The organism is Coleofasciculus sp. FACHB-1120, from assembly GCF_014698845.1.
GTDB lineage: Bacteria > Cyanobacteriota > Cyanobacteriia > Cyanobacteriales > FACHB-T130 > FACHB-T130.
Map to the genome: position 1 here is coordinate 356,404 of NZ_JACJTV010000002.1, position 20,810 is coordinate 377,213.

14 protein-coding genes and 1 pseudogene are annotated in these 20,810 nt (G+C 45.9%); 8 read left to right on the forward strand and 7 right to left on the reverse strand.

Features of this window, described 5'->3' with window-relative positions:
* Positions 1-109 precede the first annotated feature (109 nt).
* From H6H02_RS03690 to nblS, 3 genes are all read left to right on the forward strand, one after another.
* On the forward strand, positions 110-4,060 hold the full coding sequence (locus tag H6H02_RS03690) for a DUF2157 domain-containing protein (RefSeq protein WP_190814742.1): 3,951 nt from the start codon (positions 110-112) through the stop codon (positions 4,058-4,060).
* Positions 4,061-4,365: 305 nt separating this feature from the next.
* Positions 4,366-5,640 (forward strand): phosphoribosylamine--glycine ligase, encoded by a 1,275-nt coding sequence (gene purD / locus H6H02_RS03695; RefSeq protein ID WP_190814744.1) that lies wholly within the window; start codon positions 4,366-4,368, stop codon positions 5,638-5,640.
* A gap of 288 nt (positions 5,641-5,928) precedes the next feature.
* Positions 5,929-7,953, forward strand: coding sequence for a two-component system sensor histidine kinase NblS (nblS, locus tag H6H02_RS03700; protein ID WP_190814746.1), 2,025 nt, complete (start codon positions 5,929-5,931; stop codon positions 7,951-7,953).
* 2 nt (positions 7,954-7,955) lie between these two features.
* Here nblS and H6H02_RS03705 read toward each other — a convergent pair whose 3' ends face one another.
* Positions 7,956-8,324 carry a zinc ribbon domain-containing protein gene (locus H6H02_RS03705; RefSeq protein ID WP_190814748.1) on the reverse strand — a complete coding sequence of 123 codons (369 nt, stop codon included), beginning with the start codon at positions 8,322-8,324 and terminating at the stop codon, positions 7,956-7,958.
* 74 nt (positions 8,325-8,398) lie between these two features.
* A complete protein-coding gene (locus tag H6H02_RS03710) occupies positions 8,399-8,707 on the reverse strand; it encodes a TIGR03792 family protein (RefSeq protein WP_190814750.1) in 309 nt (102 codons plus the stop codon).
* A 217-nt stretch (positions 8,708-8,924) separates the two neighbouring features.
* On the opposite strand from H6H02_RS03710, the gene H6H02_RS03715 reads away from it, so the two are divergent.
* Entirely contained in the window at positions 8,925-9,248 is a 324-nt protein-coding gene (locus tag H6H02_RS03715; protein ID WP_190674204.1) for a phasin family protein, read from the forward strand.
* A gap of 135 nt (positions 9,249-9,383) precedes the next feature.
* On the forward strand, positions 9,384-9,947 hold the full coding sequence (locus H6H02_RS03720) for an FKBP-type peptidyl-prolyl cis-trans isomerase (protein WP_190814752.1): 564 nt from the start codon (positions 9,384-9,386) through the stop codon (positions 9,945-9,947).
* A 16-nt stretch (positions 9,948-9,963) separates the two neighbouring features.
* On the opposite strand, the pseudogene H6H02_RS03725 reads toward H6H02_RS03720, so the two are convergent.
* A pseudogene (locus tag H6H02_RS03725) lies at positions 9,964-10,844 on the reverse strand (IS982 family transposase).
* A 305-nt stretch (positions 10,845-11,149) separates the two neighbouring features.
* Here H6H02_RS03725 and H6H02_RS03730 point away from each other — a divergent pair.
* The 3 genes from H6H02_RS03730 (at position 11,150) to H6H02_RS03740 (ending at position 15,344) form a co-directional block, all read left to right on the forward strand.
* Positions 11,150-12,844 (forward strand): iron uptake porin, encoded by a 1,695-nt coding sequence (locus tag H6H02_RS03730; protein ID WP_199328961.1) that lies wholly within the window; start codon positions 11,150-11,152, stop codon positions 12,842-12,844.
* 291 nt (positions 12,845-13,135) lie between these two features.
* A complete protein-coding gene (locus H6H02_RS03735; protein WP_190814754.1) occupies positions 13,136-14,629 on the forward strand; it encodes an ABC transporter substrate-binding protein/permease in 1,494 nt (497 codons plus the stop codon).
* Entirely contained in the window at positions 14,595-15,344 is a 750-nt protein-coding gene (locus H6H02_RS03740) for an amino acid ABC transporter ATP-binding protein (protein WP_190814756.1), read from the forward strand. Before H6H02_RS03735 ends, H6H02_RS03740 begins: the two co-directional genes overlap by 35 nt.
* Positions 15,345-15,549: 205 nt before the next feature.
* On the opposite strand, the gene H6H02_RS03745 is transcribed toward H6H02_RS03740, so the two are convergent.
* The 4 genes from H6H02_RS03745 to H6H02_RS03760 all read right to left on the reverse strand — a co-directional run bounded on the left by H6H02_RS03745 (position 15,550) and on the right by H6H02_RS03760 (position 20,473).
* Positions 15,550-17,169, reverse strand: a complete 1,620-nt coding sequence (locus H6H02_RS03745; protein ID WP_190814758.1) for an adenylate/guanylate cyclase domain-containing protein — start codon at positions 17,167-17,169, stop codon at positions 15,550-15,552.
* Positions 17,170-17,245: 76 nt separating this feature from the next.
* On the reverse strand, positions 17,246-17,590 hold the full coding sequence (locus tag H6H02_RS03750) for a hypothetical protein (RefSeq protein ID WP_190814760.1): 345 nt from the start codon (positions 17,588-17,590) through the stop codon (positions 17,246-17,248).
* Between the two features lie 40 nt (positions 17,591-17,630).
* Complete coding sequence (locus H6H02_RS03755) at positions 17,631-18,215, reverse strand: DUF6272 family protein (protein WP_190814762.1); 585 nt, start codon at positions 18,213-18,215, stop codon at positions 17,631-17,633.
* 317 nt (positions 18,216-18,532) lie between these two features.
* Positions 18,533-20,473 carry a PAS domain S-box protein gene (locus H6H02_RS03760; RefSeq protein ID WP_190814764.1) on the reverse strand — a complete coding sequence of 647 codons (1,941 nt, stop codon included), beginning with the start codon at positions 20,471-20,473 and terminating at the stop codon, positions 18,533-18,535.
* Between the last annotated feature and the right edge of the window lie 337 nt (positions 20,474-20,810).

A 20,810-nucleotide genomic window follows, 5' to 3' on the forward strand; every position in this document is an offset into this window, starting at 1 on the left:
AGTGGACGCCGTCCAAGCGTACTTTCTATACCCTAAAGTGTCACAATCACCACAGCTAATCCTTTAATCAAGAAGATGATTTGAGTATTCATCTCTAGGGTGGCTGCCGATGTCATCTTCACATGACCGCTCCATCAATATTAAAGTAACGATTAGCAACTCGCAGCCTCAGCTCTTGGAAGGTCTGGATGTTTGGCTGCGCTTGGGTTTGATTTCTGAGGGTCAGGTTAGCGATATAAGTCAAAAATACTTGGTCTGTGCGTTGCCACCCGTTGCGGTAACACCCAAACCAACGTCTCAACTAACGTCTCAAGTTACGGTATCTTCTGATTCGCAGTTACTACCAACAGCTGGTAAGACTGCTTCTCGCCAACGTCCCAAAGCGATCCCAGGGATATTGCAGTCGCTGATGGCAGAACTCAGCGTCCGGTGGCTGCTGTTTTTGGGAGTGTTCATGGTGGTGGTGTCGTCCGGGGTGCTAGCTGCCACTCAATGGGAAAGATTTCCGGCTGCTGGGCAGTATGGGGTTTTATTAGCGTATACCTTGATTTTTTGGCGGGTAGGCGCTTGGGCGAATCGCCAACCCAGTTTGCAATTGACGGCGCAGACGTTGCAAATTGTTACCCTACTGTTAATGCCCGTGAATTTTTGGGCGATGGATAGCTTTGGGTTGTGGCAGAATCCTGTTAATCAGATAGTCGTTGCGATCGCATCTGTTCTCTTGACGGCGATTACTCTCCAATTATTGAAAAATTGGCGATTGGCGGCTTCTAGACGGCTGAAGTTACTAGAAGCGTTACCAGCATTGAATATTTTGGGACTCAGTTACCTGCATTGGGGCTGGAATTTGTCAGGATTTCCCGTCATCGCCGTTTATCTGGGAATGGTGGGAACGTCCCTCCTCGCGTTCTATCAAGTTCGTCACCGACAGCCTGCGGGGACTATCGAAAAAAAGGGAATCGGGATTGAGTTGCCAGCCGGGGTAGTGATTTATGCCTTGGTGGTGCTGCTGGTACGAGCAATTTTTATTGTCCAAGTACCTGTAACGCAGTTGGGGTTAGCCCTTGGTATCTGCGGCTGGCTGGTGGTGTGGTTATCGCAACAGCAACCCGAAACATCCACCCAATCACCCCAATTGCCGTGGGAGAAAGTTGGCGGTAGTTTGTTGTGCCTCGGTTGGCTGGTTTCGGTAGGAACAACGGTTCCCTGGCAAGCAACGGCGATTAGCGGATTGGGTTTGTGGTTTTTCTTCAGCCGATTGCAGCGTTTTTGGCTACAGGTTGATCTGGCAGCATTTTTAGGGATTGCCTTACAGACGATTTGGCTGGTTTGGCGGTTAGTGCCTGCTTCCGTGCAAGAATGGGCGATCGCAACTGGCACTCAACTGACGGGTTCGGAAACGGTTCCTTGGGCGTTGCTGAGCCTGGTTTTATTTCCCTACGTTGTTTTTATCGTCGGGGTGAGCGATTGGCTGCATCGAGCTGCCAAGACCGATTTAGCCACTTTTGGCGAACAACTAGCACTCACTTGTGGGACGGTACTGAGTCTAATTAGTTTACTAAATCCCACATTGCGATCGCTTAACCTGTTGTTTTCGACTGTGACACTGGCAATTGTGACACAGCGCCGACTTCCTATTAGGGCTAATCTGGTCTATTTCACCCACTTAGTGGGGTTGCTGACGCTATTCTCTACGATTGACCGCTTTTTTCCCAATCTGCACCAAGAAGTTTGGGCAAGCATTTTGTTGGTGGTGATGGTTGCTGAATGGACGCTTCACGTCCTCCTACCCTCTTCAGCACTTCTGTGGAAGCAAAGTGCTTGGCATCTGGGTTTAGGACTAGCGGGACTCAGTTATCAATTATTGTTAGCAAATGTTTCCTTATTCGGGAACGATGCCTTTTGCCGTCAGCAGTGGGGCATTTTTTGGCTGATTACACCTTTGGCTTTGACGGGAGTTGCCAGCCAAACTGCTGGAAAGCAACGCACATTGGCGAGTTGGTTGAGTGTCGCCAGTTTGGGAATGGCACAAATTCTCACATTCGTGCTACCTGGAGGCAGATTAATTGGCTTAGGAATGGCAACTGGGCTGATGTTGGTGAATACGCGCTATTTACGGCATCTGGCAGCAGCCGTCATTACCGTTGGGTTTAGCTTGAGTTTTTTCAGCGTGCTGCTGGGGGATGGCGTGCCTGGAGTACCGCCTCTTTCGGTACCGGGTTGGTTTTTAGCCGGAGCGATCGCGCTGGTAGGTTTATGGCTTGCCAGAACCTGGCTGATGCGTCGTTATGGGACGTTAGCGGCACTTTATGCACAAGCGGTTGAGGGTTGGGCGATCGCGTTATGTAGTTTTGAGCTGTTGATGCTAACGCTGCATTCGCTTTTTCTCTACCAAGGGGTTGCTTCGCCCAGTGGGGAATATTTACTTGCGGTTACTTTGACAATTGGGGCGATCGCTTATCGCAGTTGGCAACAACCGAATCATTGGGCATTTTACGGACTGGGTTGGGGTTTAGAACTGTTGACAGCCGAGACATTGGGCTTCTTTGAACGCTCGGTGATAAATTTAGCGATCGCTAATATCGTCTTAGGTTTAGGCACGCAGCTTTTGGGAGAAGCATGGCGGCGGCGATCGCAAATCGAAAGTGTTCCGAACCGTTGGCATATCCTGCCGCTACTATACGGCGTGTTGGGGGCACTTCTGCGGTGGGATACATTTACCAGTTGGACAGGATTGTGTACGCTTGCGATCGCGTTCATTGCAATTGGAGTTGGCAGACGACGACAGGAACTCAAACCCATTCTCTATTTGGGACTTCTGGGAGTATCAATTTCTGCCTACGAACTTTTGTTCTACCAACTTTTACAAGCATCAGGTGGAGCTTTGGGCGATGGATTCATTGTCATGTCTGCCCTTGGCACCAGCATCATGTATGCTTATCGCTTGTTATTCCCCTGGCTGCTAAATTACTTACGCCTTACTGCTGAAGAACTGAAAGTAATTGCTCATTTTCATTGGGCTTGGAGCAGTTGCTTACTCATCGCGGCGATTGGTAATCCCATTGAAGCTAGCCGACTTCTGGGATTAGGAACCGGCTTGTTTTTAATCCGATATGCGATTTTTCAAGGGCGCAGATTTCCCCTTTCTTCTCCCTCAAAAAACAGGGGAGATTCACAAGACCTCTTAAAAACAGAGGAAAATTTAGCACATTCCTTATTCCGTGAAAAAAGGGGAATTAGCATTGCAGAAGTCTGGATTTACCTAGGTTTATTAGAAGTAGGTATCATCAGAATATTTTGGCTTTATACAGCCATTGGACAGTTCTGGGCTGGGCCATTAGTTCCTTGGAAAGCCCCAATTTCTTGTGTTTGGGCTTATTTTCTCTATATTTTGCCTTGGGAGAAATGGGGATGGTCTAAAAGACCTTGGCAGCACGCGGCATATATTCTGCCATTGGTGATGATTTGGGAAACCAGAGTAGAAATTCACCCAATTAGCTTGTTGATAACAGCGGCATTCTATGTCTTTATTGCCAAATTATCTAATCAAATTCGATTTACTTATCTCAGCCTAGCACTGATTAATTGGGCACTTTTTCGGTGGTTTTTGGAATTACAACTTTCCGATTACTTGTGGTACATCATGCCGGTTGGATTATCGTGGCTGTATGTTGCCCAAGTCGATTCTGATTTGACGCTACCAAGCCGCAAACAGACTCGCCATCTATTTCGTTGCCTAGGCGCTGGGGTAATTTGTGGAGCGGCATTTTTGCTACACCAAGAAACTGGATTGCTACCGGGAATCTTGAGTATTTTATTCATTTTTGCTGGATTGGCTTTCCGAGTCCGGGCATTTCTCTACGTTGGTACCGCCACCTTTTTACTGACTGCTTTTTATCAGTTGGTAATTTTTGTTTTCCGTTACTCCTTTTTCAAGTGGGTGATCGGGTTGATAGTCGGTATCAGTTTTATTTCGATTGCCGCTAATTTTGAAACTCGGCGCGATCGCTTTATCGCTTTGGTTCGGCACTGGCTGTCGGAATTGGAACAATGGCAATAATTTCCTTTCGTTCAATCCCACTCATCTAATCCTAAAACGATTAAATTTAGGCTCGCTTTGCTCCCATCTATCAGGTATCTCTTGGCTAACTGAGACATGGCTAACTGAGACATTGGGTAATTGCGTGGCATAATGAAGTATTTGCTTGCCTTATACGATTTGCCCTGTAAATTTACTAGGTTTTCAGATGATAGATCGTCCCTGAGGATAAGGCGCTGAATTGAGGCGCTGCCCTAGTCTGGGCGGGCGTACAGCCTGCAATTTAGCAAGATTCAAGAAAACAAAAACAGGAGCGCGAGGCGAACGTGAAGGTTTTGGTTGTTGGCAATGGGGCACGCGAACACGCCCTGGTATGGAAACTGCTGCAATCTCAACGCATTCGGCAGATAGTCTGTGTTCCTGGAAACGGCGGCACAGCTTCTCTGGAGCGTTGTCAGAATCTCCCCTTAAGTGTTGATGATTTTGAGGGGATAGCACGATTTGCCCAAGTGAATAACATCTCGCTGGTGGTCGTTGGACCTGAAGTCCCTCTGGCTTTAGGAATCGTAGATTACTTGCAACGCCAAAATCTCAAAGTGTTTGGTCCCACCAAAGCGGGAGCGCAAATTGAGGCGAGTAAGTCTTGGGCAAAGGATTTGATGCGGGAAGCGGGTATCCCAGCCGCCAGATCGGAGGTTTTTACTGAGCCAGAGGCGGCAAAAGCTTATGTAGCAGCGCAAGGGGCACCCATTGTTGTCAAAGCTGATGGGTTGGCAGCCGGTAAGGGAGTTACGGTAGCGGCAACGGTGGAAGAGGCATACTCTGCGATCGCAGATTTATTCTCCAGTCGAGTCAAGACTGTAGTGATTGAAGAATATTTAGCGGGTCAGGAAGTCTCGGTTTTGGCGTTGTCGGATGGCTTGACAGTTCGCCAGTTGTTACCGGCTCAAGATCATAAACGCATCGGTGAAGGCGATACAGGGGCAAATACAGGCGGAATGGGAGCCTATTGCCCTGCTCCTATCTTGACACCTGCCTTAAGTGCGCGAGTTCAGCAAGAAATTCTGGAGCCGACTGTTGCTGCTTTAAAGGCGAGGGGCATCGACTACCGGGGTGTCCTTTACGCTGGATTAATGATTACTCCCCAAGGCGATCCGAAAGTTTTGGAATTTAACTGTCGCTTCGGCGATCCGGAAACGCAGGCGATCTTGCCTTTACTCGAAACCCCTCTAGAAGACTTACTGGTTGCCTGCGTTGGACAAAAACTCGCCCAACAGCCTCCTATTGCCTGGAAATCAGGCGCTTCCGCCTGTGTCGTTGTAGCGGCGGGGGGTTATCCAGAAAGCTTTAAAAAGGGTCATGTCATTACTGGCATTGAGCAAGCCGAGACAGCAGGAGCGCATGTGTTTCATGCGGGCACTCAGAAGAAGCAGCAACAAGTGGTAACAGAAGGCGGTCGGGTGTTGGGAGTTACTGCGATTGGAGAGGATTTTGATGCAGCGCTCGCTCAAGCCTACACGGCGATTAATTGCATTGAGTTTGAGGGGATGTACTACCGACGGGATATTGGTTATCGTGTCCGCACGGCAGGGAAACTTTAGCGTTTAACGTCATGTGCAACTAAAACCCAATCGCTCCTTAGTTTTCAGAGCATTTGTCGTCTACGCTACAGAGTTTTGGAAAGTTGCACATCACGTAAATCTTTAAATTTCTTCAAAATCTTAATCGAGCTGCATCCAAAGATACATGAGAGTTCCAAGGGGAACATGAGAAAATAAAAGTAGATAATATAGTTGAGAAACGTTCAAAAATCCACCTCTCCTTGGTAAGAATCCTCTACAATTTTTGATAAATCTCTCATTTTTACCATTTTTAGTGGCAAATTTACCTTGCTGGCTCTACTAAAAACCCTTCGAGAAGTCATTGCCCATTGGTGGTCTGAGTTTACGCTTCAGACGCGCCTGATGGCGGCTGCTACCTTAGTCGTCTCCTTGGTGATGAGCGGTCTGACCTTCTGGGCAGTGAATACAATTCAGCAGGATGCTCGGCTGAATGATACTCGCTTCGGGCGCGACCTAGGTTTGTTGTTGGCGGCGAATGTCGCGCCTCAGATTGCCGAAAACAATCTGACAGAGGTGGCACGCTTTTCTCACCGCTTTTACAGCAGCACCTCCAGCGTGCGCTATATGCTCTATGCCGACGACACTGGCAAAATCTACTTTGGAATTCCTTTCTCTGAGTCCGAGGTACAAAACTCGCTGACGATTCAGCGTCGGATTCAATTGCCAGAAGATTACGCTGATAATTCCGACTTACCAATGGTGCGACAGCACCTAAGTCCGGATGGGGAAGTTACGGATGTCTTTGTTCCCCTGTCGCACGACGGCAAAAACTTAGGAGTTTTGGCAATTGGAATTAACGCTAATCCGACCGTGGTGGCGTCGTCCCATCTGACACGAGATGTCACGATTGCCGTATTTATTTCCATCTGGGTGATGGTGATTTTGGGGGCGGTTTTTAATGCCTTAACCATTACTCAGCCAATTAAAGAACTTCTCGTCGGGGTCAAGAATATTGCCGCTGGCAACTTTAAGCAACGAGTTGATCTGCCACTCGGAGGAGAACTGGGCGAACTGATTTACAGCTTCAACGAGATGGCAGAAAGGCTGGAGAGTTATGAAGAGCAAAATATCGAGGAACTGACAGCAGAGAAAGCCAAGCTAGAGACGTTGGTTTCTACAATTGCTGATGGAGCTGTGCTGATTGACACCAACTTTCAGGTGATCTTAGTCAACCCGACAGCGCGACGAATTTTTGGGTGGGATGGCGTTGATGTAGTGGGATCTAACGCTCTGCATTGCCTTCCTTCTCCAGTCAACGTGGAGCTAACACGACCCCTGTATCAAATTGCTGCCGGAGAATGCGAAGGGGCAGAGTTTCGGGTGACGCTATGCCAACCGACGAACCGCACCGTCCGCATTCTCCTAACGACCGTTCTCGACCAGTACCGGGAAACCATCAAGGGAATTGCGATGACGGTACAGGACATTACTCGTGAGGTAGAGCTGAACGAGGCGAAAAGCCACTTTATCAGCAATGTTTCCCACGAATTGAGAACGCCGCTTTTCAATATCAAGTCATTTATTGAAACGCTCCACGAATACGGCGAAGATTTGACTGAAGAGGAACGTCGGGAATTTTTAGACACTGCGAATCGAGAAACCGACCGCCTGACTCGCTTGGTAAATGACGTTTTGGATTTATCTAGGCTTGAGTCGCACAAGCGATATCACTTTGAGCCAGTAGAGATTGCCCAACCTGTGGAGCAAACGCTGCGTACTTACCAGCTAAATGCCCGCGATAAAGGAATTGAACTCATCCAGGAGATTGAACCGGATTTGCCAGCAGTTTGGGGCAATTATGATTTGTTGCTCCAGGTGTTTGCTAACCTAGTCGGTAATGGGCTGAAGTTTACTCAGCCGGGTGGAAAGGTGGCAATTCGCGCCTATTTGCTTGAGTTGAGAAATGAGAAGAGTCGGGATGCAGTCTCCCCGTCCGAAGCAGAGGAACACGGAAGAATTCCTGCAACTGCCAATCCCAAATTAGTCCGGATTGAAATTTCGGATACGGGAATTGGCATCGATACAGAAGACCAAGCGGCAATCTTCGATCGTTTCTTCCGAGTGGAAAACCGAGTTCATACCCTTGAAGGGACGGGTTTGGGTCTATCCATTGTTAGAAATATCATTGAGAAGCATCACACCAGGGTTCACTTGGTTAGCGAGGTCGGAGTGGGTACGACTTTCTGGTTTGATTTGACGGTTTTTCAAGAAGCAGCACCCGTTGAGGAGTTGCCTCTAAAAGAAGCAAAAGAAGCTTCAGAAACCAGTTCGGTTACGGCTAAGGTTGTCTAGATTTATTTTCTCGCATAGAAAGCGATCGCTAAACTGACGACGATTAGACCGCATAGCAGCAGTAAAGGTTGGTTTCGTTGGCACCAAAGCTGAAGCGAGTGACGCCAGCCGAGACTGTAGCGAGTGGCAGTTATCTGCTGAGATTCTTGAGAGCGATCGCTATACATCGTACATTCCTTGGCGTAAGGACGCTTGGAAAAGGTACAGGTATCATCTTCGTGGTAAGTGCAGGTATTGCACAGAAATTCCTCCCCCGTTGCTCGATGTAGGGGAATGCCAGGATGACCGTAGGCTTTTAGCTCGGTTCGGCAATAAGGACAGGTCGTTACCTGGGCATTGACGGGTTGATGGCACTTAGGACAGTTCGGCATGGATAGCAGCACGGTAATTCTGGGCCTGTATCCGGTCTAGCAAGTCGCAATCTAGAAAGACCTCTAGATCCAGTTTAAGCCTGGGGAAACTTTCGGATTTGATATTCTGCTAACTGAACGATGGGGAAAGCCTCTCCCATCGCTTGGACAAACTGCCGCTCGATTTCTTCCAGGCTTTCTGGTGGAACAGACTTCCACTGTTCCCGCGTCGCCCAGCGAATGACTAAAATAACCTCTGTTGGGTCGTTCGGGTTGAGCCAGACTTCTTTACCCAAAAAACCCGGACATCTGGCGAGGAAAGCCGTCCAGATTTCGCCATCCTTCTGAATGTATTTTTCCCGCAGTTCGGGGGCGACTCTTACCTGAAGCCACTCAATGACCATGAGCTGGAGTATAAGCTGCTTTGAAGCTGTAAATAGACTCTTCAATCATCCATCAGACAGATTGATTTTGCCACAAGCAACGTCTGGAAGATGGGCGGCAGTTGTTGAGAGAATGTCACAAAATAGAACTGTAGGTGAAAAATCGGTAAGATTTTAGCACCGCTTTATGATACGTGTTTAGCCGCTCAAAGTCGCGGCGGAGTGACAGGAAGGGAAAATGGATAATAACAACTGGCTTAAGCAGCTACTAATGATGGGTGTGGGGACTACGTCTTTAGTAGCGGACAAAATCCGCGAAGTGAGCGATGAATGGGTCAAGGAAGGCAAGATCAACCCCGATCAAGCTAAGGGGATGGTGGATGATTTGATGCAGCAGCTCAAGTCAGATCAGGGGAACTTGGAGATCCAGATGCAACGGCAAATGCGGAATATGTTGCAGGATCTGGGGGTTCCTCGCCAGTCGGAAATGGATGAACTGCGGGGACGCATCGACCGCCTGGAACGTCAGGTGCGTGACATGGAAAATAAGCTCTGGCGGTAAGTAAAGCTGATAGGATTGAGAATCTAGTTAGGCAATCAATTTTAGATTTTGGATGGGGAATTTTGGATGGAATCGAAAATTCTCTCAATCTAAAATCTAAAGTTTTGAGGTCTTAGAGGTACGGAGAATGGATGCATGAGAGAAATTCTAATCAGCGTTGGGGTAATGTTTACCTGTGTGGTACTCCTGATTTTTGCTCAAGTTACCAGCAGCAATCAAGGAGATGCAAAAGCAGCTGAACTAACCAAAACTGAAACCGCAGTTGTTGCAAAAACTCCCAGTAACGATCCTACTGCTGATATTACAAGGCTTATAACGATGAATACCAACCCAGGAAGTGATGAAACTGCCAGTGGCGAAGTGAAGACTACGCCTTCTGGTCTTAAGTACACTGAGTTAAAGGAAGGCGAAGGGGCAACTCCTAAAACAGGTCAAACGGTGGTAGTGCATTACACCGGCACTCTAGAGGATGGCACGAAGTTTGATAGTTCGCGCGATCGCAATCAACCCTTCCAGTTCAAACTCGGCGTTGGACAAGTCATCAAAGGCTGGGACGAAGGACTCAGCACCATGAAAGTCGGCGGACGCCGCCAGTTAATTATCCCTCCTGACTTGGGATATGGCGCTCGTGGTGCGGGTGGAGTCATTCCTCCCAACGCGACTCTAATTTTCGACGTAGAACTGTTGAAAATTAGCTAACTAACGTCAGTTCGGGTTAAGCCGAAGGCAGCAAGTTGTGGTCAATGGCAATCGCCGGCTTCTTCGGTTGATGGCAGTAGGCAATCAATCCGCAGAGAATGTTGACTCTTCAGTTGACCGGCGAACGGTGACGAGAATGCTCAATCTGAGAAATGTTCTTCAACTGGTCAATCACCGATTCAATGATGGCTCGTCGCCGCAGGAGCAGCTTATCAGCCAAGCTCATCAAGCGGTTTTTCATGTTCCGTTTGAGCTTGGTCACCAGGTGAATGCCCCAGTCTTGCCATAGCTGAAGGGCGAGTTTTTGGGAGATATAACCCCGGTCACCAAACACCTTACCCTCATAGCTGTTGCAGCAATTGGGGGACAGGCTGACGGTCATCCACATTGCCCGGAGTGAGGATCGCATTTAGCAACTCCCCATGCTCGTTGACCACTAGGTGCAGCTTAAACCCAAAGAACCAGTCCACCGACGTTTTGCCTCTTGCGGCTAGGGCCTTGAACACTTTGTGGGAGGCGATGCGACGGTTGTGGCAGACCTTGATGCTGGTCGAATCGATAAAGCTGATGCCTGTACAGTTGCCTTCTTCAGTGGCGCAGGTAGGCGCACAGTGGAATCAGGGTGGAGGGCATCCATTCCACGAAGCGTTGGTAGCTGACTAATTGAGGAAAGGCGTTGCGCCAGTAACGACAGACTAACTGGGTATAGAACCACTTGAAGTTACGATACGCCGATTGATGGAAGGCAATCAAGATGGTCATGATCTCGCTTAAGCTGAGGCTGCGGGAGCGGGAACGACGCTGTAACCCTTCCCCCAATAGGCGTTGCCGCCAGAGCGGTTCAAACCATCGGCAAAAATCATCGACATGGCAAAACAAGGCTTCTAGACTAAGCATAGGGTGGTCAGATGTGTTGAGAATTAGGTACTTTCAACTGTATCTGTTCCACCCTTCCTTATCCCGAACTCACGTTAACTAAATCCTCAGTTTTTAGAACCCCGATTTCTCCAAGAAATCGGGGTTCTTTTTAGCATAATCAACAAGAGTATATGTTGAACTTCTTCTTGGTAGGAGAATATACAATTACTCGCTGGGCAAAAATGTAGTATTTAAACAACCTCCAGCGTAAATTCAGCCAGCATTATCAGCATTTACGTGACAAAATTCATTAGGAATGCCAAAAAGTGTGAGGAGAGACCGTCTTGAAGCTGTTTCAGACCCCTCTAAAATTTTGCCTCGCAGTGCTGGTTAACGCTTTAGCGATCGCTAGCATTGCCCAAGCAGCAGAATTTCCAACTGTCTTAGAGGAAACCGTTGATCCCTTCCCCCAGGATACTGATGCTCTAGTTGGGACAGATGCCGTTTCTCAGGGAACTGAAGAGACTGATGCGATGGATCAAGTCAGCAATGTGTCGCAGTTGCGAGATGTAGAACCGACGGATTGGGCGTATGAAGCACTGCGATCGCTTGTTGAACGTTATGGCTGTATTGCAGGATATCCGAATGGCACCTTTCGTGGCAATCGGGCGCTGAGTCGTTATGAATTTGCGGCTGGGTTAAATACCTGCTTGCAGCAAATTGAGAAATTGATTGCTGCTAGTTCAGCAGATTTTGTCACCAAAGACGATTTAGGAACCTTACAACGGCTGATTGATGAATTTGGAACGGAATTGACGGCGCTGCGGGGTCGAGTGGATACTTTGGAAGCTCGGACAACCCAACTGGAAGCTCACCAATTTTCTACAACCACTAAATTAGGCGGTGAGGTGATCACCTATGCAGGTGATGCTTTTGGTGAGAATGCTAGCGATGTAAATAACGCTACTCTCGGTCATCGGACTCGCATTGATTTTAATACTAGCTTCACTGGAAAAGACCGTTTAAGAACTCGTTTTCAAATCACTAACTTAAGACAGTTTGACACTGGGGCAACATTTGGTGGAGGACCAGATCCAGGCTTAACAGGTGAAACTCGGTTTACTCCCAGTAGCGTATCTCAAAATAATGAAGCCAGAATTAGCCAGTTAGAGTATCGCTTTCCAGTTGGAGACAAACTCACAATTTATATTGAAGCAGGTTCCATCGATCCATCCTACACAACGGATACAGTTAGTCCTTTTATCGATACCTCTACGGGGGCAATATCTAATTTTGGTCAAGTCAATCCTGTATATTTTCCGCTAGGAAATCGAGCGGGGATTGCGACAAATTATGCCCTTAGCGAAGCCCTCAGTTTAGATTTTGGTTACTTTGGTGAAGACGCCCCTAACGGCCCTAGTAACCCAGGCAGAGATTCAGGTATATTTAATGGTGGTTACAGTGCTTTTGCCCAGTTGGTTTATAGTGGCGATCGCTTGAAACTTGGCTTGCTTTATCTGAACTCTTTTTCTCAAGCTTTTGGCGTCGATACTCTCGCAGGTAGCAACGCCGCCAAAGTCATCGATCTCACCGATCCTGATGGAAATCCTGTGGTAGGTAACGGTTACGGTGCACAAGTTAATTACCGATTTAGTCCCCGCTTTGAACTCGGTGGCTGGGTGGGTTACACTGCCGCCCGCGCTCTTGGTAATATCAAGGGGGATGCCGATGTCTGGAACTATGCGGTGACACTGGCTTTCCCTGATTTGGGCAAAAAGGGAAATTTAGGTGGCATTGTGTTAGGGATGCAACCGAAGTTAACAGGGACTAGCAATCGTGCTTTAGCAGAGGCGATTGGTTTGCCTCCCGGACAAAGAAGCGATCGCGATACTGGATATCACATCGAAGCTTTCTACAGATATCAATTAACCGAAAATATTTCGATTACTCCTGGTTTCTTTTGGCTAACAGCACCCAACCATGATGAGCGGAATCCTGATGCTGTGATTGGTGTGGTGAGAACAAGTTTCGTTTTTTAGAATTCAACAGACCTAACCCGCTAACTCTCTTCATTCCGAAGGCAGTAGGGAAGTAATGAAAGACCCTCTCCTGTAAAAAAAAATCTTACTTTTTCCTCTTTTATACGGAGAGGATTAGCCAGAAGTGGAGAGGAGTTCGGGCAAGGTCAACAAACCCATGTTTTTTATAACTATATCTATTATAAAAATGTAACTTCATGCAAGCAGAATCTCATCCTTAAGATAGTAGGAATCATCCTATCGTTAAAGAGTTAAATATTAATAATCAAAACGATTAAGGAATTACTAGCCATGCCAAAAGGGAAATGGCTCTTCGCCATCCTCTTTTCTATTGCGTTGTCGATAAGTTTGCTTTTTGGAGGTTGGAGAAGCGATCGCGTCTTAGCCCAATCGCCCCCATATCAAGGTAAAAAATTTGTGATGGTCACGTCAGCAGACTATCCACCTTATGAATTTCGAGATACGGCTAGCGGTAGCGCTGATATTGTAGGTTTTGACGTAGACATTGCCAACTATATTGCCAAAGAGCTAGGGTTTCAACTTGAGATTAAAGATACAGATTTTAGTGGCATAATTCCGGCTGTGCAATCCGGTCGGGCTGACTTTGCGATGGCTGGGATGACACCGACAGCAGAACGGAGAAAAAATGTTGATTTTTCCGATATTTACTATGAAGCTAAAAACACAATTGTTGCTAGAAAGGGTAGTAACCTAACCACCCCTGAAAGTTTAGCGGGAAAAAAAGTCGGCGTTCAGTTGGGTTCAACTCAAGAAAAAGCTGCTAAAGAAATAAAGGGCACAAATCTGGTAGCCCTTAATAAGACTGGTGAGATTATCCAAGAAGTTAAATCAAATCGTATCGACGCTGCAATCATCGAAGATACTATCGCCAAAGGTTTTATTGCCAATAACCCAGATTTGGAATTTAATACGGTTCCCAATACCGGGGAAGCAGGGAGTGCGATCGCTTTCGCCAAAGGTTCGCCTCTTGTCAATGACTTCAACCGCGTTCTGGCAGAAATGAAACAGAACGGGCAAATAGAAAGTTTAGTGACAAAGTGGTTTGAAAATAACGGAAAAGCTGAAACTTCCGCCAACGGAAAAGCTGAAACTCCCGCCAGCAGTTCCAGCTTATCTTTTGCTAAGATAACGCCTCGGATTCCTTTTATTCTAAAAGGAATATTAGTGACTCTCCAATTTACTGCTATTTCAGCAATTTTGGGCTTCATTTGGGGGACGATCCTCTCTTTATTTAAGATTTCCACCTTCAAGCCGCTGGTTTGGTTTGCAACAGCCTACACCTCTATCTTCCGAGGCACACCGTTACTATTGCAAATCGCTTTAGTTTATTACGCAACCCCTCAATTGATTGGCTACAATATTCCGGCATTATTAGCCGGTGTCATTACCTTTACTCTCAACTCAGGTGCTTACATTTCTGAGACAATCCGCGGCGGTATTCTTGCAGTTGATAAAGGGCAACAGGAAGCTGCTTTGTCCTTGGGAGTTCCCTACAGACCGATGATGCTGGATATTATCTTGCCACAGGCGATAAAAAACATTTTGCCAGCATTGGTGAATGAGAGTATTGCACTACTGAAAGATTCAGCATTAGTCTCTACAATTGGCGTAACGGATTTGTTACGTCGTGCCCAAATCGTGGGCGCAGAACAATATATCTACTTTGAACCTCTGCTATTTGCAGGCGCGATTTACTATTTAATGGTCATGAGTTTAACATGGGGGGGTTATGTACTCGAACGAAGATTACAACGCAGCAGTTAAGGTAGAAAATTTGCATAAATCTTTTGGTAACCTCAAGGTTTTGCAAGGAATTTCGACTGAGATTGGACATGGGGAAGTTGTAGCGGTAATTGGCCCTTCGGGTTCTGGAAAGTCCACTTTCTTGAGGTGCATGAATTTACTGGAAGTGCCCACTTCGGGTAAGATTTATATTCAGGGGGCAGACATCACCTCGCGGAAAACCGACATTATGAAGGTTCGCCAGAATGTTGGAATGGTGTTTCAACATTTCCATCTATTTCCTCATAAAACTGTCCTTTCTAATGTGACGTATGCGCCTAAAAAGGTGAAGGGCATTTCTTCAGAGGAGGCGCGGCGAGAAGGAATGGAACTGCTGAATAAAGTAGGTTTATCAGAAAAGGCTGATGTTTATCCTTCTAAGCTGTCAGGGGGACAAAAGCAACGGGTAGCGATCGCGCGTTCCTTGGCAATGAAGCCAGATATCATGTTGTTTGACGAACCGACCTCCGCACTTGACCCGGAAATGGTGAAAGAGGTGCTGGAGGTGATGAAAGACCTCACAAAAACTGGTATCACAATGGCAATTGTCACCCATGAAATGGGGTTCGCGCGAGAAGTCGCCGACCGCATTTTGTTTCTTGATGGCGGAAAACTGGCTGAAGATTCACCGCCTAGTAAGTTCTTTACAAATCCAGACTGCGATCGCGCTAAGCAATTCTTGGATAAAATCTTGTAAAAGATAATCGTTGAAGGCTGTAATCTTTCTGTAGAAATTTCAGCTAATCTATAGGGATACGCAGAAATTTAAGCAGCCTTGTTCAATCATTTGAGCCATAATAGGAATTTTCGATAAATTATCCTTAATCATCGCCGATGTCATGTTAAGGACAAACACAAGGTTGAAAGGAATTGGATTTTTCAATTTTAGATTTTTGCTTCAATTAATCACCACTTAGGCTGAAAGTAGGAGATGAAAATTGACATCGTTCTAAATATATTTTAGCAACTTTATCCATCGGGTTATAGTAAAGACAATCTTGAAAGAGTTGTGCGGCATCACTAAATTTTTGGTTTTTGTAGAGTAACAAAGCTTTTTCAAAGATTGTTTTCGCGCTCAATTTAGCATCTTTTAATTCCCCTACATCTCCGTCAAATACTTCATAAACAGTCACCTCTTCGGATTTCCCTTTAATTTTCACCCGGTCGATAATGCGGATGAAATAATCAGATGAGTTCTGTAACTGTAAAAAAGTCTGGTGACTGATTAATAAAGATACTCCATACTCTTTCGTCAATCCTTCAATTCGGGCAGCTAAATTTACGGCATCGCTGATAACAGTGCCCTGCATCCGGGTTTTTCCTCCCACCGTACCCAACATCAAAGAGCCTGTATTGATACCAATCCCAATCTGAATTGGGAAATAACCAGCTTGGACGCGATGCTGATTATATTCGGCAAGATTATGGAGCATGGCAATCGCTGCTTTAATCGCATCATCTGCACCGCCGCTAAACAGTGCCATAATCCCATCACCGATATATTTATCAATAAAGCCATGATTATCGGTAATCGCAGGCTCCATGCGGCTCAAAAAGGCATTAATAAATTTAAAATTGTCTGACGGTGTCATCTTTTCCGAAAGCGCCGTAAAGTCTCGAATATCGGCAAATAACACCGACATTTCCTGCTGTACTTGGTCGCCTAAGGTAACATCGACAATCGTTTCCTTCTTTAAAAACTGAAGAAATTCACGGGGTACAAACCGTTCGTAGGCGATGTTTAGTTGAGAAAGTTGATTAATCAATTTTATTCGGTCTGCTTCTGCCTGTTTGCGTTGAGTAATATCTTGAAAGGCAGCGATCGCGTACACAATTTCACCCTTTTCATCAAAAATTGGCGTTGCCCACACCTCTATTGGGATAATCTTGTCTGCTTGGTGAACCTCCATATCATCAACAGTCGAGCAACAGCCGCTCAACGCCAGCATGAGCGGTTGTTGAGCAGTCGGGTACAACTGATGTGTCCCTGCTACATAAGCCTGGTAACGTTCTGGAAGTTGAGCCGCGGTGTCTTCCGGGGCAATCCCCTTGCCGAGTATCCGCTGTGCCGTATGATTTGCGTAGTAGGATTTTCCGCTCGCATCAATCACGAACACGCCTACCGGCACGGCTTCTAGAAATTGAGCCAATCTTCTCTCGCTGGCACGCACTGCCTCCTCTGCCTTGTTATGCAACTCAGCTTCCACCGTATCGGAGTGTTCCGTCGTCGTCTCTAGCAAAATTTCCAAATCGCTCTTATCTCGAGTAAGAATCGTCAAAAGCGATTGGAGCGTGTCTTGACTAGCTTGTAGAGCTTCTTCAGTACGCTGGCGTTCGGCAATTTCGGCTTGTAGTTGTTGATTCGACTGATGCAGCTGAGCTTCAACCGTATCGGAGTGTTCTGTCGTCATCTCCAACAAGATTTCCAAGTCAGCCTTTTTGTTTTTCAAGTCTTCTAGTTCCCGACGCAGACTTGCGATTTCTAAAAGCAGCTGTTCCCTTGAGGGTTGTTCTTCCTGCATCGTCTTAGGATTTGCACTTTGAGGAAAATTAACTTATCTAGTTTTAAAGGCTATTACCCTATTGTTGTAGGATTTCTTATTCAAATTCCAGATGCAAGGAAGGCATGAGCCGCTGCAAATTCTTCAAGGACTTACTTTGCCAGGGAATGTTCTTAGAGCCTTGTACAATCATCTGAATTTTTTCTTTTTGACGCACATTGATGACAAATTTCGACAGAACATTAATTCCCGAACTATTGAGAAATTCTAATTCCCGCAAGTTCAGGGTAATGGTTGGTGGTTCTGAGTCAACTAAATCATTGAGTAACTTCACGATTGGTGCATATTCCTCCATTCCACTCAGGCGGAGGGAACCCTGGAAGTTCGCTGTTTCAGTAACTGAGTCGTACCAAATGCTGTAATCTTCGGTCTTAATTTCCATTACGCATCAACTCCTTGCATATTCTGAGCGACTAGGTAAGCTATGCTGCCAACTGCACCATTGTGGTCACGGCGATCGCTTCCGCTTCTGGCTCTTTTTGGATAGTCTCAAACTTCCAGCCTAGCTTAGCCTGATAATCGTTCATCATTGTCAAAAAACCTAACCCAGATTCACTCTCGCTCTCGTCTTCTGCATTTTTTTCTAGCTGACGAAGATACAACTCGCTAGGATCGCTGGTGGTTAACTCGGTGATAAATGTCTGAAACTTAGCGATCGCGCCTGGATTGATATTGTTAGTGGCGAGAAATACAAGGCGATCGCTATGCATTTGCAGCCGAATGCTGATCGGTTGCAGCGACGTATCATCATTAAATTTCATTGCATTCTCTAGCAACTCATTGGCGATAAAACTAACAGCACTTTTAATCTCCGCCTTTGGATCGGTTTCGGTCGTATTCTTATTACCAGGAAAAAAAGTTGCAAAATAGTCAGCCATAAAATCAGCCGACAAACCATTGTTGCGCCAGCGCTGTTTGAGCGGAATTGAGGTAGGCGAAAATACAATTGTTAAGCCTTCCTGACTGCTCGGTAACTCGTTTCTAAAGTCTCCAAATATTTGCATCATATCAATTTTATTCTTCAGCAATTGATAATTTGTAATTGGTAATGTTTTTGAGTTTTTGATTTTGAATTGTAGCGGTTCTCTCTGAGCGCGCAATACACTGTATAACCTCCCGTTCTACACTATCTCACCGAAAAAATGAGAGGGAGAACATTGAATCTATTCCCGCTTGTCGGGAAGGAGTAAGGGTGAGATTAAACCTTACTGCATCTAAACGAGAATTGCGATAAATAATTTCTTCTGACTTAACACTCATTACTAATTACAAAATTTTGTTTGAACATCAGAAAAATAATTTGTTGTACTTGTAGAGTATTGGTTTATAAATTTGCCCCTGTACAGCCAATCGGAATCTCAATGTAGAATTCTGTTCCTTGTCCTGGTTCAGAGATACATCCAAGCTGTCCCCCATGTTTTTCTACTACAATTTGATGACTGATTGATAGACCCAATCCGGTGCCTTTGCCGACTTGCTTGGTTGTAAACAAAGGTTTAAACAACTGTTGCTTTGCATCTTCTGAAATCCCAAGTCCATTATCTGCAATCCGAATTAAAATATGAGAAAAATTAAGCCCAAAGAATGAAGAGCCAACCGATTCATTTTTATTTTTCATCCTTGGATTATTCTGCTTTATTTCCGTGCTAATCCGAATAGTAGGCACAAGTTCTTGATTTTTACTGAAAATTCCAGAAGCTATTGCTTCTTCTAGCGCATCAATGGCATTGGCAATGAGATTCATGAACACTTGATTAAGTTGCCCGGCATAACACTCAACAAGCGGGATATTTTCATATTCTTTAATTAATGTAATTCCTGGACGATTTCCGTTTGAATTCAAGCGATGCTTCAAAATTAGTAGAGTGCTATCAATCCCATCATGAATATTAAAAAGTGTCTTTCTGGATGTATCGGCACGAGAGAAGGTTCGCAGAGACACGCTAATTTGATTGATACGGTCTATTCCAATTTTCAGAGAAGAAAGTATCTTAGGTAGGTCTTCTGCTAGGAAGTCAATATCAATCGCTTGTACCTCTGATTGAATTTCCGGTGCTGGATTTGAATAATGCTTTTGGTAAAGTTTTAACAGCTTCAGCAAATCGCAGGTGTAGTCATAGACATAAGTGAGATTGCCAGATAGAAAGTTAACTGGGTTATTGATTTCGTGGGCAATTCCTGCGACCAATTGCCCAAGAGAAGACATTTTTTCACTTTGTACTAATTGAACTTGAGCTTGCTGCAAGTCGTGCAGCGATCGCGCTAGTTGTTGAGCTTTTTCTCGTTCTCGCACTTCGCTTGCCCTGAGAGATTGCTCAATCTGCTTGCGCTCCGTGATATCAATGGTGGTTCCCTCGTAGTAGAGTAAGGTGCCGTTGGCATCACAAATCGCACGAGTATTCTCCGAAACCCAGATGATGCTGCCATCTTGCCGATAAATTTGATACTCGAATCCCTTAACTTCACCCTGTTCGGTTAACAAATAGATGAGGTTCTCGCGGCATTTCGGGTCAACATAAACTTGAGGTTTGATTTCTGGGATGCGATTCATCATCTCCTCAGGAGACTCGTAGCCATAGATTTGTGCCAATGCAGGATTGACACAAATGTAGTGCCCGTCCCAGGTAATCTGGAAAATCCCCTCAATGGCATTTTCAAAGATACTGCGATACCTCGCTTCCGCTTGTTGCAACGCTTCTGCGGATCGCTTGCGCTCGGTAGTGTCTTGAAAGGCGGCGATCGCATAAGCAACATTGCCCCGATCGTCAAAAATGGGGGACGCCCATACCTCGATGGGAATCATTTTGTCTATTTGGTGGATCTCCGAATTGTCAACGGCTACTTTTTCGCCTCTCAATGCCCGCACAATCGGCAAGCGATCGCTGGGGTACAATTGCTCTGTGCCTGCGAGATAAAGTTGGTAACTCTCTGGCAATTCCTCAACAGTGGCTTCTGACATAATGCCTTGCCCAAGGATTTGCTGTGCTGTCTGATTAGTGTAGTAAGGTTTACCGCTAGCATCAACCACGAAGACGCCCACTGGCAAGGCTTCCAGAAATTGCGCCAGCCTGCGATCGCTTTGCTTGCCCGCCTCTACTGCTTTGTCATACAAATGTGCTGCAACCGTATCCGAGTGTTCTGTAGTATTCTCCAGCAAGATTTCCAAGTCAGCCTTTTCTCTTTTCAAGTTTTCTACTTCTTGGGACAAGCTTTCTATCCTCAAGAAAAGCTGCTCTGTTAATGATTTTTCTTCCTCGGTTGCCATAGGTTTTTATCTTTGCCAGAAAATGGCTTTCCCTCGCCAGGGATATTTTTAGAGTTTTGTATCACTATTTAAATATTCCCTTTCTCAAGGGCTTTTGTAACAAACTGTACAGAACCTTTATCTGCAAGCTCCTTTAAATTCTATATCTCTCAATTTAGTTTCACAGGAGCAAACCTACGAAAGATAAAGTGCAGGTTTTTGACAGGCAGCGCAGATTACAGTCTTTGATCTCAAGGCAATTTTGCTGTTTTGCATCTGCAACAGATAACACCGCTAAACCCCCACCTTACTGAGCTGGAGAGCGCAAGAATTGCCTAAAAAATAGAAATGATATCAA